The sequence below is a fragment of the Dyella sp. GSA-30 genome, from assembly GCF_027924605.1.
In the GTDB taxonomy this organism is placed as follows: Bacteria; Pseudomonadota; Gammaproteobacteria; order Xanthomonadales; family Rhodanobacteraceae; genus GSA-30.
In genome coordinates this window covers 4,307,112-4,321,900 of sequence record NZ_AP027042.1, presented here as the reverse complement: position 1 = coordinate 4,321,900, position 14,789 = coordinate 4,307,112, and the positions used below count along the sequence as shown (strand labels likewise).

The 14,789-nt window shown below is 59.9% G+C and carries 13 protein-coding genes; 8 read left to right on the top strand and 5 right to left on the bottom strand.

Annotation, left to right across the window (positions count from 1 at the left end; translation table 11 throughout):
• Nucleotides 1-370: 370 nt before the first annotated feature.
• Together QMG46_RS18140 and QMG46_RS18135 are read left to right on the top strand one after the other, a co-directional pair.
• A complete protein-coding gene (locus QMG46_RS18140) occupies nucleotides 371-2,059 on the top strand; it encodes a S41 family peptidase (protein ID WP_281849263.1) in 1,689 nt (562 codons plus the stop codon).
• 89 nt (nucleotides 2,060-2,148) lie between these two features.
• Nucleotides 2,149-2,796, top strand: a complete 648-nt coding sequence (locus QMG46_RS18135) for a trimeric intracellular cation channel family protein (protein WP_281849262.1) — start codon at nucleotides 2,149-2,151, stop codon at nucleotides 2,794-2,796.
• A gap of 195 nt (nucleotides 2,797-2,991) precedes the next feature.
• On the opposite strand, the gene QMG46_RS18130 is transcribed toward QMG46_RS18135, so the two are convergent.
• The 4 genes from QMG46_RS18130 to QMG46_RS18115 all read right to left on the bottom strand — a co-directional run bounded on the left by QMG46_RS18130 (nucleotide 2,992) and on the right by QMG46_RS18115 (nucleotide 8,578).
• Nucleotides 2,992-4,857 carry a beta-ketoacyl-[acyl-carrier-protein] synthase family protein gene (locus QMG46_RS18130; protein WP_281849261.1) on the bottom strand — a complete coding sequence of 622 codons (1,866 nt, stop codon included), beginning with the start codon at nucleotides 4,855-4,857 and terminating at the stop codon, nucleotides 2,992-2,994.
• Between the two features lie 230 nt (nucleotides 4,858-5,087).
• Nucleotides 5,088-5,822 carry an SDR family oxidoreductase gene (locus tag QMG46_RS18125; protein WP_281849260.1) on the bottom strand — a complete coding sequence of 245 codons (735 nt, stop codon included), beginning with the start codon at nucleotides 5,820-5,822 and terminating at the stop codon, nucleotides 5,088-5,090.
• 141 nt (nucleotides 5,823-5,963) lie between these two features.
• On the bottom strand, nucleotides 5,964-6,296 hold the full coding sequence (locus QMG46_RS18120) for a low molecular weight protein tyrosine phosphatase family protein (protein WP_281849259.1): 333 nt from the start codon (nucleotides 6,294-6,296) through the stop codon (nucleotides 5,964-5,966).
• Nucleotides 6,293-8,578, bottom strand: a complete 2,286-nt coding sequence (locus tag QMG46_RS18115; RefSeq protein ID WP_281849258.1) for an AAA family ATPase — start codon at nucleotides 8,576-8,578, stop codon at nucleotides 6,293-6,295. The genes QMG46_RS18120 and QMG46_RS18115 overlap by 4 nt, the downstream gene beginning before the upstream one ends.
• A 220-nt stretch (nucleotides 8,579-8,798) precedes the next feature.
• Here QMG46_RS18115 and QMG46_RS18110 point away from each other — a divergent pair, with 220 nt between their 5' ends.
• The 6 genes from QMG46_RS18110 to QMG46_RS18085 all read left to right on the top strand — a co-directional run bounded on the left by QMG46_RS18110 (nucleotide 8,799) and on the right by QMG46_RS18085 (nucleotide 12,290).
• Nucleotides 8,799-9,455 carry a hypothetical protein gene (locus tag QMG46_RS18110; RefSeq protein WP_281849257.1) on the top strand — a complete coding sequence of 219 codons (657 nt, stop codon included), beginning with the start codon at nucleotides 8,799-8,801 and terminating at the stop codon, nucleotides 9,453-9,455.
• A 20-nt stretch (nucleotides 9,456-9,475) separates the two neighbouring features.
• A complete protein-coding gene (locus QMG46_RS18105; protein ID WP_281849255.1) occupies nucleotides 9,476-9,967 on the top strand; it encodes a GNAT family N-acetyltransferase in 492 nt (163 codons plus the stop codon).
• A gap of 79 nt (nucleotides 9,968-10,046) precedes the next feature.
• Nucleotides 10,047-10,514, top strand: coding sequence for a hypothetical protein (locus tag QMG46_RS18100; RefSeq protein WP_281849254.1), 468 nt, complete (start codon nucleotides 10,047-10,049; stop codon nucleotides 10,512-10,514).
• Between the two features lie 257 nt (nucleotides 10,515-10,771).
• Nucleotides 10,772-11,338, top strand: a complete 567-nt coding sequence (locus QMG46_RS18095; RefSeq protein WP_281849252.1) for a hypothetical protein — start codon at nucleotides 10,772-10,774, stop codon at nucleotides 11,336-11,338.
• Nucleotides 11,339-11,448: 110 nt separating this feature from the next.
• Entirely contained in the window at nucleotides 11,449-11,910 is a 462-nt protein-coding gene (locus QMG46_RS18090; RefSeq protein WP_281849251.1) for a hypothetical protein, read from the top strand.
• Nucleotides 11,911-12,023: 113 nt separating this feature from the next.
• Complete coding sequence (locus QMG46_RS18085; protein ID WP_281849250.1) at nucleotides 12,024-12,290, top strand: hypothetical protein; 267 nt, start codon at nucleotides 12,024-12,026, stop codon at nucleotides 12,288-12,290.
• 227 nt (nucleotides 12,291-12,517) lie between these two features.
• On the opposite strand, the gene QMG46_RS18080 is transcribed toward QMG46_RS18085, so the two are convergent.
• Complete coding sequence (locus QMG46_RS18080; protein WP_281849249.1) at nucleotides 12,518-14,710, bottom strand: S9 family peptidase; 2,193 nt, start codon at nucleotides 14,708-14,710, stop codon at nucleotides 12,518-12,520.
• Nucleotides 14,711-14,789 lie beyond the last annotated feature (79 nt).

Sequence of the window (14,789 nt, the reverse complement as noted above, 5' to 3'; positions counted from 1 at the left end):
TTCTTGTAGATGGCGGCCTGGAGTATGCCCATGCAGCGACCGCGACATTCGTAATAACCATTAAATTGTCAGCTGGCTTTCGATGTCATAGGGGGAAGCAGTCAGGTTCAGTCGTTCAACGCGTGAATGCGAAGTGCATAACCGTGTCTGCATGGGGGAAGTTTTGCGCAAAGGTTAGAAGGTAGTTAATTAGGTGCAGGTCGCGGTCGTCGTGTAACTCCGGCTGTCCTCAGCCCCAACCTGTTGCGTTGAAACCACAAACCGAGCCGGCCAGCTTGATCAGTAACCTCGAACATGGCGTATTGACCCGTATGCCTCATTGACCCTAAATAAGGTGGTGGGCGTTCGACCCACAGGGGACACAGACGACATGATCAAGACGCAGACGCGAAGGCGTGTGATTTTCTTTCTCGTGGCCTTCGGGTCCATGCTCACCGCAGCAGCCCAGCAAGCGCCTGCGTCGGCTACCAGCCTACCCGAGCGTTACACCGAATCACTCAAATTATATGAGGCCAAGCAATACGCCGAAGCGGCGGCACTCCTTGAGCCGTTCTATGCGGCTGGCCCGGAGGGCATGGATTGGCATTGGAATACCGCCATGTACGAGCTCGCATGCTTTGAGGCGCTCGCAGGGCGGAAGGAAAAGGCGATGGATGCCCTCATGGCTTCGGAAGCCCAGGGAGGCAGCGTTCCCGCGGAGCACCTGGCAACGGACACTGATCTCGAATCGCTTCATGGTGACCCCCGATTCACCCAGCTTGTAGCCGCCGCGCGTGCTCGGGAACGCTTGTGGGCTCAGGAGCCCGGACAGAGCTTGCCCCTCGCCCCGAACCTCAGTGACGACGCCAAGGTCGCGGGATTGTCTACGGTGTGGTCGGAGGCTCGCTTCAACTTTGCATTCTTCGACCGGCAGCCCGATTTGGACTGGAATCAGACCTACGTGGACTTCTTGCCCAAAGTGCGGGCAACAACATCCACCGAAGCGTATTACCGCGTGTTGATGCGGTTTGCGGCGCTGCTAAAGGACGGCCATACAAACGTGTATCCCCCCGAGCCGCTCCAGGACGCATTTTATGGTGCACCTGGGCTGGGCACGCAGCTTGTGGAGAATGCCGTTGTAGTGACGAGGGTCGCGGATCCTGCGTTGCTCGCACAGCACTGGCGCGTGGGCGATGTGCTTTTGAAAATCGATGGTGAAGACATACAGCGCTATGCAGAGCGCGAGGTTGCGCCTTACCAGAGTTCTTCGACACCTCAGGATCTTCAGGTACGCACCTTCGATTATGCGTTGCTCAGCGGACATGCCGGCAGTCAGTTCCACGTCACGGTGAGGAATGCCGAAGGCAAGGAAGAGGAACGTGTGCTGACGCGGCTGACGCTGAAGGAACAATCGAAGTTTGAAAAACCCGGGACGTCTTTCAAGATGAGACCGGATGGGATCGCCGTCCTTACGATTGATGAGTTCGAGGACACGCAGGGGGCAAAGGCACTGCTCGCGAACTTGCCGCTCATCAATTCCTCCAAGGGGTTGGTCATTGACGTTCGCGCCAACGGTGGCGGCAGCACACCCGTGGATCTGCTGCAGATGCTGACCCGGAAACCGATTCGCGGTCCGATGATGCGAACAAGAACCTATATTGCGGCAGACCGTGCGCGCGGCGTGCTGCCGGGCTGGAAGGATATCGCTCCGTTCGAAGTCCCGGCCGATCCGACCAACCACGTCGATGTGGCGGTTGCGGTCTTGACCAGTGCGCGCACTTTTTCGGCGGCGGAAGATTTCGTTGCCGCATTCAATGCGATGCACCGGGGTGTCACGGTAGGGGAGGCAACAGCCGGAAGCACCGGACAGCCGATGCCTTTCCAGCTGCCCGGCGGCGGTCGCGCGCGAGTCTGCACGAGAAATGATCGTGCCTCCGATGGAACGGTTTTCGAGGGCGTGGGCTTGCTCCCCACCATCGCTGTTTCACCCACGATCAAGAGCATCCAGCGGAATACCGATCCTGGTTTGGAACGCGCAGCAAGTGCATTGTTAGCGACAAAGCCAAGCCATGCTGGTTAGTCCATTTAACTATCCCCGTGCTTTTATCGGCGGAGAATTTTGGGGGCGCTCTATGACGGTGTTCAAATGTCGAGGATGGGACGCTGACGGTGAGTGATCACGCTTTCGGATGGGATTCGGCGGTGATCCGCAAGCGGGTCGTGCTCGCCGCCGATCTGGCGGGCACGGTGGTGTTCGCGATCGAAGGTGCCAGCGCCGCTATTCGCGCCGGGCTGGATCTGCTCGGCGTATTGGTACTGTCATTCATGGTCGCGCTTGGCGGCGGCGTGATCCGTGATTTGTTGATCGGCGCGACGCCGCCGAGCGCGATCCGCGACTGGCGTTATCCGGTGCTGGCGTTTGTCACCGGGTTGGTTACGTTTCTGATTCATACGCAGATCGAGACCGTGCCTGCAGTGCTCTTGACGACGCTCGATGCGGCCGGCCTCGCATTGTTTGCCGTGGCCGGTGCAGAGAAAGCACTCGACTTCAAGATCAACCCGTTTATCGCCATCCTGATGGGCGCGATAACCGGTTGCGGTGGCGGTGTCATGCGCGACATGCTGCTTGCACGCGTGCCTGTCGTGCTGGTCGCGGACATCTATGCGAGCGCGGCTTTACTCGGTGCGCTGGTCGTCGTCGTCGGTCGTCGGCTTGGGTGCCCGCCGGCCGTGGCGGCGGTGCTGGGCTTCGTCGTGTGCTTCGCGTTGCGAGTAGCGGCCGTTCGGTTCGGTTGGCAGTTGCCGAGAATAGGCTAGTGTTTGGACTGGCTATCTGGATTCTACAAGGCTCAGCTGCAGGGCTGATGTTGGAGCCGATGACCTGATCATGAAGAAACCAGGCCAGCTGTTTTGTAGGAGCGACTTCAGTCGCGACGAGAGCTTGCGATGAGGCGTGCCGGTCGCGACTGAAGTCGCTCCTACAAATTTAGGAGGCGTAGCTGAAGGCCAGACTTAGTCGAGCCCGGACCAACGATGGCGCTCGGTCATGGCCAGCGCCAACTTGGGGCTTCGCCGCGCCAAACGTTCGCGTTTGGCTCGCTCGGTACGGATGGTCGGCCACGCCTCGAGGTAGCTGGCAAGGGCGCGCTCGTCGCACACGTAGCGGGCGAGTGCCTCGGGTGTGGCGGCGCGCAGCGCGACCGCGCCGTTATAGCCGCCAAAGCCCTGAGTGACGCACAGTGCGCCGCCGCTGCTATTGCCGGGCGAGGGAGCGGCTTGCAGATGGAAATGGGCGGCCATATCGGCCAGCTCGGGGTCCAGTCGACGAAGGGTGGGCACGCCTGGCGCCGTGCGTCCCAAAACGAACTGCAGCGCTTGCGACATGGCTTTCAGGCCTGTTTCGCCCATGGTGTGCCCATCACCCACGGCCTTGGGCGTACCGACAAAGAGTTTTGGCAACGTGCCATGGAACTGCTGTCGCTGCGCCGCTCCTTGTAGTCCCGCCCACGCCGTACCGAGATCGGTCTTGGAATTGGTACGCGTACCGGTGGCGTGTGCTGCCAGATAGTGAAAGTCTTCGACGCCGTAGCCGTGCGCCTGATACGCCATATCGAGCGCCTGGACCAGCGCGTTTTCGCCGCCAAAGCCCACGCCCGCAAAGTGGGCCTTGCCGCCGGCCTCGGCGCTTTGCCCCCAGCCGACGATGATGGATGTGATATCCAGCTGGTTGCGCAAGGCGAACTCGAGCGTGGTGATTAGCAGCCCCGAGCCGCCATGGCCGACGACGGTGCCATCCGCGTCGATGTCGAAAGGAGCGAGTGAGTCATGAACGCTGCGCGTCGAGCCGTCGGCATGGGCGGCATTCTTCGCGGCGAGCTTTTCGCCGGTCATGAGCGCACCGCCACCGAAGGCTTCAAGGATGCCGTAACGGGGTTGTAGCGCGGCATCGGCGGCCGTGAGCAGCACCATCTGCGGTTTCTGAAAACCCGGGTAGTCGAATAGAAGCTGCGGTGCGACGTCCGCCAGCGCGATGAGGCTGGAGGCGCAAGCGCCTACGGCCGTCATGGGGGTCTGGGGCACGCGCATGAAACCCACATCGTCGGAGCGAAGCGAATCGCGCAATGCGGGGTTCTTCAATACGCGGCTGATGCTGTAGGACGGGGCCAGCATGGTCGACACCAGGGCAGGCCCGTGCGAGCCCAGCGAATGGGCCAGGCGGACGGCAAAGGTGTCCTTGGGGATGCCGTTTGCAGGCAGTGGCGCATCCGGCCGCAGCCACTGGCCCAACGCATCCATGCCGCCGAAAGCCGTCGCGGAGGCCACGCGAAAGCCGAACGGGTTGGGCACGAGCTCGGCAAGTGGTCGCGGCAATGCGGCCAGCGCGCCAAGGCCGCCATAGGCAAACAGTTGAGCCTGCAGCGAAGGGCTGAGCAACGGATCGTCCTGAAACAGCCCGTGCATGTCCTTCAGGCTCGAACCGCGGATATCGTCGAACCGTAAACCCGCCAGTCGACGCAAACCTACGGTTTCCAGATCGTGCGGGAGCGGGGCGGCAATATCGGTGACCACACGCGGCGCAAGTTCGCGCACGCCCGGCACGTGGCGGATGCCCGCATTGGCGCGCAGAGCATCGCCATGCAGGCGGACCAGTTCTTCCCGGGTCACCGGCTCGCCCGCATGCGCGCCGCCGGCCCAACGCATACCCTGCGCGGCGTCATCCGCCGTGGGATCCAGCTCGACCAACCCCGCATCGAAGGCCGCCAGCGGGAAGAAATCGTCGCTCCCTGCGACTAATGCCTGATAAGTCTCGGTCGACCCCACGGCAGAAATGGTGCAGGCCGTGCCTACGGTGACGAGAACCTGGTTGCTTCGGAGCATGTCGGATGGATAGATGGACGAGGTGGCGGCCAGTATAGAAGTCAGCCGTCAATATCCATAATGCAAAATCCGGGTCAGAACTGTCCCCGACCTCGCGTCGGGGAGTTCTTCATAGACCGTCTCGTACTGGCCCGTCACCTGGCATATCCATCGAAGGAATCGGGGGCGATGTCGGGGTTCTGGAGGTTTTCTTCAGAGGTCCAGTGTTTTGACAGAAGCTTTTTTCAGGCCTACCAGGGCAGCGTCTTGCCCAGGTAAGTAAAGCTGCCGGTTGGGCCATCGGCGCCTATCAGGGCCATGCCAACGCTGCTCTTTGCTCCGGTAGGCACGTCGATTTCGCCCTGACCGCCGTTCATCTCGGTCTGTACATAACCAGGATGGATGGCATTGACCTTGATGGGGGTGTCGCGCAGCTCATAGGACAGGTGCACCGTCCAGGCGTTCACCGCGCTCTTGGATACGTTGTAGGCCGGTATCTTGAAGTTGTAGATCGATGACGTCGGATCGGTGTGCAGGCCGAAAGACCCCAACTGACTGGACACGTTTACGATGCGTGCCGCAGGGGCTTTCTTCAATAAGGGCAGAAAGGCGTTTGTCACTTCAACGACCGCGAACAGATTGGTGTCGAAGGTTTCGCGCCAGGCCTGGAGGCTCTGCTGCGAAGGTGCCTTGCCCAACTCATCGACCAGGATGCCGGCGTTGTTGACCAGGATGTCGAGCTTGCCGAAGCGCGATTGCACCTGTGCGACGGCTTGGTCGATGCTTTCCGTGCTGGTGACATCCAGGGCAATCGGCTCGACGGGCAAGCCTTCGGCCTTGAGCGTTTCCGCTGCGGCTCGGGTCCGGGTGGCGTCGCGACCCGCGAGCAAGGTCAATACTCCCGCTTGCGCCAGCTGACGTACCGTCTCCAGGCCGATGCCACGTGTGGCGCCGGTCACCAAGGCTACTTTTTGATCTGCAGACATGCGTGGTCCTTTGGATGTGGTGATAACCGTGATGACATGGGGACGCACGGAGGGGTTCAAACCCCCTCAGCCCAAAGTCGATGCAAATGACCGGGTCGAAAGCCACCACCACAGCTCGTGACGCAATAGCGTTAACAGGCTCTAGGGTGTCGGCAAAAATGGAATGACCTTTCGCTTGAGAACCTGGATCAACGCAGGCTCCATGAAGTCGTAGTCGTCCGGGATGTCCAGGCATACGACGCGTTTCCCCTTCAAGTCACGCTCGAACTTTTTGGACAGCTTGCTGCGATGGATTTTTTCCATCACGAAGATCGTGTCGGACCAGGCCAGTAGCTCCGGAGTGACTGGAACGTCGGCATCATTTCCAACACCCGCGGATTGGGTTTCGATCCCGGGCCAGTCCGCAAAGACCTGTTCCGCTGTCGGGCTACGAAGGCGATTCTGGGCGCAGATAAAAAGAACGTTTTGTATCAAGGAAAGGCTCGATCCATATCCGCCGACGAAGGGCGACTCAGACTCGCGTCGCGAAAATCCTCCAGCCGCAACGAGATCGACTGCGGATCGCCATTTTCCATCGCCCTGATCACAGCATTCTGCTCCGCACGCTCGATCCAGTTACGCAGATCGCGGCCGCTCCAGCCCTGGGCATGCGCGACAAGGTTTGCGACCTCTCGCTCCAGATCGAATGCCAGCGGTTTGCCCGCGAGCATCACCTCGAACAAGCGGCGTATCGCATGAGAGTCGGGCAGGGGAATCTCGATCTGCTTGGGCAGGCGCGAGAGCAGGGCGGGATCGATCTGGTCGATGCGATTGGTGGCCGCCAGTACGAAGACATGCTGCGGGCTTGCCTTGGCGCCATCCATCTCCTGCAGCAGCTGGCCGATGATTTCGGTCTGCATGCTGTCATTGCCGCCCCGGGTGCCGGAGATGATGTCGATCTCGTCGATAAATAGCAGCGCCGGGGCCGATTCGCGCGCGCGCTCGAACAGCTCGCGCACTTTCTGACCGCTTTGTCCCAGCCAGCCTTGCTTGATGTCCGCCGTCGACGCGGCGATGAAGCGCAATCCTGTTTCGTTGGCCAGCGTGCGCGCGATCTGCGTTTTTCCGGTGCCGGGCGGTCCATACAGCAGCAGCCCGCGGGGCACGGAGATGCCCTTGCCCTGAAAGACGGCGGCATGCGCAAGCAGACCGGCCGTCGCCTTGAGGTCCTTCATGGTCGGGTCCGGTAACACCAGTGTGTCCCAGCGCGCGCTGGCGGCCGTCTCGGTACTGCCTTGCCGGCGTAGTGCGGATGCATGGCGTTCGAGCAGGGCGTGGTCCAACGCCGAACCGCTGCCGATGTCCCGCGCCAACCGCTTGGCGATGCCGGCCAGATCGCGTCCGGACAAGCCTTCGGTCAGTTCACCGGTCGCACCCGGTAACTCGGCGGACAAGTTCAGCTCGGTCAGCGCCGTACGCAAGATCTCCTTGCGCTGTATCGCGTCCGGTAGGCCGATCTTTACCTGTTCATCGAACCGCGACAGCACGGCCGGGTCGATCAGGTCCTGCCGGTTGGTGGCGCCCACGACCATGACGGTGGTCTGCTTGCTGAAACCGTCCCATTGGGCGATGAAAGCGTTGACTACGTCTTCGGTGTTGCGGTCGGTGTTGATGCTTCCGCGCCGTGTGAACACGCCGTCGCACTCGTCCACGAAGATCACTGCCCGTGGTTCGGCCAAGGCCTTGTTCCACAGCTCCCTGACGCGCTCGCCGCTTTCGCCGATGTAGGCGGCCTTCAAGTCCGGTAGCGTCAGCGGGAAGAAGGCGCAGCCGATGCTGTCGGCCAGCGCCTTGGCGACCAGGGTCTTGCCTGTTCCCGGCGGACCGAAGAGCAGGAGGCCGTTGGGAGCCGTCGGCTTGCCTGCGGCAAAATCCGCCGCCATCGCCATCAGTCGGTGTTTCGTTTCGACAGGCAGGATGGTGCCCCGCCACGCCTGTTCCGGATCGCGTACCGGTGGGGTGGTGCGTTTGGAGCGCAACGCACGGCTGCGTTCGGCTTTCTGGCCGGCTTGCAGGAAGAGGTCGCAGCATTCATCGAATGCATGGGCCAGCGCCTTGATCTCTTCCGACAGCGGCGGCAGCACATCCTCCTGATAGAGATTGCGAAACCACACGATGACCGGGAGCCGTCCCTCCGTCCGTAGCAGGATAAGCGCTACGCCGTTGTCCTTGGCATCGTTGACCGCAACCACGATATCGCCGGGCTCGACGCCACGTGCGCTTTTCCACTGGACCGAGTTGAAGCCGGAGCGGCTGTCGCGCACGGGTGCGCGTACGTACGTATCCGGGAACGTTCCTTCGCTTTGCCGGTGCTCGAGCCGCATCAGGCCAAACCGATACTTGGCCAGTGACAGCTTGGGCAGCACGAACAGTTCGAGAGTGAACGTCAGGACGAGGGCAACGGCCGCCACGGTATAGGCCAGGAAAGGCCAGTGGCTCATGACCGGTACATGGATGCGAACCTTGGGAATCAACAGCAACAGCGGCGCGCCCCCGATGAAGAGGCTCCATTTGGATGGAACCCCGAGCGCGACCGGCTGCGACTTCTCCGCCGCCGAATGCATCGGGCGCAACATGCGCCGCAGCCGGCGATGGCCAAATTGTGCACTGAGCCTGCGGTCAATGCGTTTGGAGAAATCCTTCAACTGCGCTTCGGCGGCCTGGTGGTCAGTCGGCCTGCCGGGTTGTGTCGGCCCCAGTAGAGGGGTAGCAGCCATGCTGGACTCCGTATTGCCTGATTACGAATACTGGGGAAACCCTGGTAAAAACCGGGTCGGAATGCACTTATTTGGACCCTTGCGCTGCAAAAAGTGTACTACGGGTCGGGTTTTCACGACGACCTGGGCTTTTATTTGTTTGAGCCTTTGGTGCACCAAATCGTTATATTGAGATTGGGGACGGTCGTACCTGTATGGAACGCCCGACAGTGGCGTAACGGTGCAAAGCCATTTGTTTATCACGCAACCGGTCGACAATGCATTCAAAAAAGGAGGGCGGATGAGCTGGGCAAGGACTATCAGGTCAGTGGCGCGACTGCCTGTTTGTGCCGCGGGAATGCTGCTCGCCGGTTCGATTCACGCACAGGATTATTTCGGGTCTTCCTTGCCGGGAACGATGTGCCATGCCGACGAAACGATACTGTTTGCTTGCGATACACGGCATGCCAAGAAGATTGCCGTATGCGCGCGCGCTGTCGGAGGCTCGGCTTTCGGGGACATCCGATATCGATTCGGAACGGATGTCCGCACAGAGCTCGAGTTTCCATCCAGGCCCCAACCTCTCGATACATACGCCACGGGCGCATCCATGGGGGATGGCCAAAGAGGCATGTTGATATTCCTCAGTCTGAGGCAGAAAGATACGACGTATTCGGTTTACAGCATGGTGGTCAACCCAACCTATCAGCACGACGGCGCCTCGGAGAGCAATGGCGTACTGGTTGAGCGAGCCGGCAAGGTTCTCGCAAACATCCACTGCGAGCAGGACTCCAATCCACATGCTGGAATGCTCAGCGATAAAAAGCTCTTGGGTGTTGCCGTTCCCTTGTCGAAGCAGCCGCTTTCAATCTTTCCTCAATTCCGGCCGACACCTTGATCTGGTCACCTCGGAACACCATGGATATTCGATTACTCCATCCCGATGATCTTGAACTCGTTTGTCGGCATCGCGAAGAGATGTTTCGCGATGCGGGTAGAAACGATGATGTTCTGATGCCCATGACCGAGCATTTCCGCGAATGGGTCAGGCCACGGCTGCTGGATGGATCCTATTTTGGCTATGTGATGTCGGACGGCGGCACTCCTGTTGCCGGAATCGGCCTGATGCTTATCGACTGGCCGCCACACCCTTTGCATCCCACGCAGGACAAGCGCGGGTATGTCCTGAATGTCTTTGTTGAACCAAGCTACAGAAATCGTGGATTGGCCCGTGAATTGATGACCCTGGCGGATGCGGAGTTTGCCAGGCGTGGCGTTGGCTATGCCGTTCTGCATGCAACGGAGAAAGGCAAGCCGCTATATCAGGGGCTAGGCTGGAACGGGACCACTGAAATGGCGAAGACGCTGAACGCCTTTGTCACGCCTGCGATTGCCCCAAGCCTGCCCTGAATGGAACTTCAGGCTGTCCCATCAGCGGCCGATATTGGGAAACGGCTGAGTTGCCGCAGATGACTCGGGGGAGGCCGGTGTGGGTTCAGTAAACTCGTTCCTTGCCGTCGTATCGGCAACTGGCATGGGGATGGTCCTGCTGTGCCTGCCCGAGCGATCGCTTGCGTCAACACATAACCATGGTCCTGTGGTGCAGCGCCTGGCCAATGATCTGTGCCAATCCAATCTGGATGTTTATGCACCGAAGAAGGACGACGCTTCGACACATTCTGGCGACTGCGTTCTTGGGTTTACGGATGTCGAAGAAACCGGCGCGGTAATGCGGTTGAACGGCATCAACGTGCCACTTCGCGTGATCCACAAGAGCACTGGCAACACCGGGGCGCACTATGACTTTGCAGACAGTTCCGGCAAGGTGATAGCCGTGTTGGATGTAAAAATGAATTGCCAGGAAGGGGTTGAGGGTTGCGACTTCAGCGGATCCCTGACGATCAGGTCTTCTGGAGCAAAGGCACGAATTCATGTCGTTTATTACAGGGGTGGCTAGTTCCTCTATGTGCTTTTGAACCAGAACGAACATCGTGTCGTGACCTGCCAGTTATCCGAGGCAGAAGAGAGGGGTGATGGGGGGGCAATACAACACGCTGGATAAACGGCCTGATACTGGCAATCGTGGCTTGCGGTGTGGCATCGGGGTGCCCGCAGCAAGACACAGCGAAGGAAACGACCTCAGGGCAGGCGTCGAATGTATTTCGCACTGCGGCCGAATACATCGCCTCACTTCAGCTTCCGTCTGGTTGGGACGTGTATACCGATGAGGGCGATTTGAATGGCGATGGTCTTGCCGATGTTGTCATCCTCGCCACGGGACGCAAGAAATGCATGATCAGCGAAGTGCATGTGTTGTTGCGTACACCGCACAACACCCTGGTGCCGGTTGTATCCGATAACCTGGGCTGCAATTCCAGCCTGGAGGTGCAGACCTCCACGGAGGTCAAGTCCGGCAACCTCTTTGTAACGATGGCAGCATGGAAGGGTGCGGATACGACTTACCAGTTTCATTGGAACAATCGCTTTTTCGAGCTGATTGGGATGCGCACCCATGTTGTCTCCGGTGGCTTGGGTGACGAGCCGATTTTTACCGCCGATACGGATTTCAATCTACGTACGGGTACTGCGCTTTTTAAACGCAGGGTCTACGCGGATCGTTCGCCTGGAGAACTTCCGCCACCTGCCGACAGGCGACCGACCCGCGTTCATGCGCAAGGACCGAAATGCGCTTTGGACAAGCTGACGTTCGAGCCTCTTTTTTGCGCCAACGATTGGAAGGCTGGCGATACGACCGTTGGCGACCTGATGCTGATTAAGTAAGCACGGGGATCCCTGAGGAACGCAGCGCTTACATTACCGAGGCCAACGGTGATGACCCCGCTAGTGAGTCGAGTACGTTTACTTCGGGAAGCGAACAAATGGGGCCTACCGTGAAAAAATATGTCATCTGCCTGATCGTCAGTTCATGTGCCTTGGTAGTGCCTGCGGCGAACGCCTGTAAGCCATTGCTACCCAAAGACCAGGTTCGAGAATTTGTGATGGCTGCGCAACCACCCGATACAGCCATCCTCACGGGAGTGGTGACCGCGGTGAAGGAAGATCATCAGGCGGACGGGCGGGTCATCACCGATACCATGGTGCGCCCGATCAAGTGGTGGATGGGCGTCCGCGAAGATCTGGTGATCGTCCGGACGACTGTTCTCGCGGGCTCGCCATGCCCGAACCTGACTTCGCTGAACGCAAATGTTGGCGAGCGTTGGCTACTGGGAGGTTTGATCCGCCATGCATCGAGCGGCTCTTGGCTAGAGCCACGTGCCAGTATGCGGTTGGATCATGGACACCTTCCCATTGACGTGGAAAAGCAGCTTCGTCGAATCAACGTGCCTGGATAATCAGTCGCCGCCCTGTGCAGGCTCAATACAAATCATTGGATCGGAAGCTACACCACAATTTGCTATATCTTTGGCTTATCGGGTCGTATTTTTGAAGAGCGGAGCTTGATGCCATGCATACCATCCTGATGATCGGCGGCGGAGCCATTCTTCTTGGACTTTTCCTTCTGTTTGGACACCTCTGGGGCAGCGGTGCTCCCGCACTGGTAACGGCCGCGAAGGCTTTTCTTCCAGTCTGGCTAGCGCTTTCGTTAGTCAATCTGTGGATAGGCGTTGCCAAGGCCGGCTATTCGCTGCGGGATGAGCTGCCGGTCCTTCTCGGCGTTTTTGCGGTGCCTGCGATCATCGCTGGCGTGATCATCTGGCGTTTGACGCGATAGGGCGAGCATCGAACCGGTGCTGCCTTGATGCACCCGCGGAGAAGAGCATGTCCGGCTGGCTTTTTAGCCAGCGCAGCCTTTTCCTCATCCGTCAGCGCACGATGGCCATAGCTGACGACGCGCGTCAGCTGCCATCGCCCGCTCTTCGTGTGCTCCCAGATCATCAGGAATTTGGCGTTTCCATTGTGCGACAAGCGCACATCGCGGGAACTGCCGTAAGTAACCCTTTACTCCCCCAGCGTCCTGAGAAAGAACATCCTCACATCATCGTTGTAATAGCGCTGCGCCGGCCCGTCCGGACTGTGTGCCTGTCCGGGCATGATCAGCAGTTCGAAATGCTTGTCGGCCTGGATAAGCGCATCGACCATGCGCATGGTGCTCGACAAGGAGGCACTGATATCGGCGGTGCCGTGCATGATGCGGAGCGCACCGCGCAGGTTGCTGGCCGCCAGGATATTGGAGCCAAGTCGATAGCCGGCGGGGTTGGCTTTGGGCGAGCCCAGGTAAGGTTCGTTGACGATGGAATCTTCTTCGAGTGCTCCCGGCGCACCGGCGTAGCCGGCCTTGAAGATATCCGGCGCGGTCAGCATGCCGCGTAGCGCGAAGTAGCCACCCCAGGAGTGCCCGTAGATGCCGACACGCTGCATGTCCATATAGGGGCGGCTCACGGCGACTTGTTTCAATACGGCAACATGGTCGGGTATCTCGGTTTGTCCGATCCGTCCGTAGTTCACGTCTTGAAACGCTTTGCCGCGGCCGGGTGAGCCACGCACGTCGATGACCAACGTGATGAAGCCAAGTTGCGCAAGCGCATCGGCGATGCGGCTTTCAAAGGACACGCCGACGTAGCTCCAGGGCACTGCAGTGGTGAATGGCCCGGCGTAGATGCAGTCGATTACGGGGTAGTGCTTCCTGGGATCGAAATCCCATGGCTTGTACAGCGCGCCGTACAAAGGCGTGACGCCGTCGGCGGCCAAAGCGGTAATGGGTTCCGGCGGTGCGTAGTGGATGGCAGCCAATGCGCTGACGTCGGCTTTCGTGTAGCGGAATGTGCTGGCGTTGTCGATCGCATTCACGTCCCACACGCGAGGCTGAGTACGGCTGGAGTGACCGTCGATGTAATAGCGCCCCGAAGGCGACGGATAAGCACGATGCATACCGGGATCCGGCGTCAGTCGCTGCCATGCCGATCCGGCCAGATCGGTCCGATAGAGCAGACGGTCGTAAGGCGCGCCTGGCTCGGCGGAAGCCAGTACCAATAACGTGCCGTCGGGCGTTGCCTTCACTACTTGATGGACGGGGAAGGCGCCCTTGGTGACCCGGCCTTTCAACTTGCCGGCATAGTCGTATCGATAGATATGACGCCAGCCGTCGCGCTCGGACATCCATAAAAACTGCTGATTGTCGTCCAGCGGAAATACCTGCAGGTCCCAGCCCGTGTCGTAGAAGTCGAGCCCGCCGACGAAGCTTTCGGGGCGCTCTTCATGGAGCAGGCGTCGGACCTTTCCGGTACGCGGATCGACGGCAGACAGATCCAATCGTTTGCCGTCGCGCGAGAGATGCACGATGAGCGCCTCGCTGCTGTCCGGGCGCCATCCGACCAACCAGTCATAGCCTTCTTCCTGTTCGAGCGCGGCGATTGGCGTCATCTGTCCAGTTGCGGGGGCGACAACAAAGAGCTCCTGACGCGGCAGCGGCGTTCCCACCTTGGCATACGGGATCATGGCCACCTTTTCGATGGCATCGGTGTAGTCGACGATCGGGATCTTGTGGACTGCTCGCGTGTCGTTACGCCAGACCATCACGAAATGGCCATTCGGCGACCAGGCATGCTTGGGGACTTCCCAGCCGAGATTGTCCTCGCCCCGGCGTTCCAGCAGCGTGCGAGTGCTGTCGCTCACTGCAAATCCGTTGTCGCGCTGTGCTGCGACTTGCTGCCCATTGGGCGAGAGCGCGTTGGCCGGAGACAGTCCCAGCGCTAGCGGATCCGTGGCCGCCATCTCTCGTATTTGATGCGTGGACAGGTCCAGCGAGAAGGCGTGCTCCTGATGTGCAAAGAGCAGATGCTTTTGATCGGGTGCGATGAGGGCCGATAGATAGGGCGGCGTATCGACCTTTTTCCGTAGCAACTGGCTGAGCTGCGTCAACAGTTCGGCGGGCGAAAGCAATGGCGCGCCGGTGCCGCTACGGGCATCTATCAACACCCAGGTGCCGCGCTGGGGGCCGGTGGCTGCCCAATACACGAAGCGCTCGCCATCGCGAAACCATTGCGGGGGCACCAGCGTGTCCTTGATCAGCTCGGGATAACGCAGGTGGCGCTCCGCGAAATCGAGCCGCGACTTGAGTGCCGGGTCCTTATCCGCGAGGTCGGTATCGCCAAATGGTAACGACGTGGAGCCGGCATTCGCGAGGCCGGGCACAGCCGATCCGAGTAAAGGCAATAGCAATGCGCAAACAGATAAAAGCATTTTCATAAGGGCCCTGGCGGCGTGACCTGCC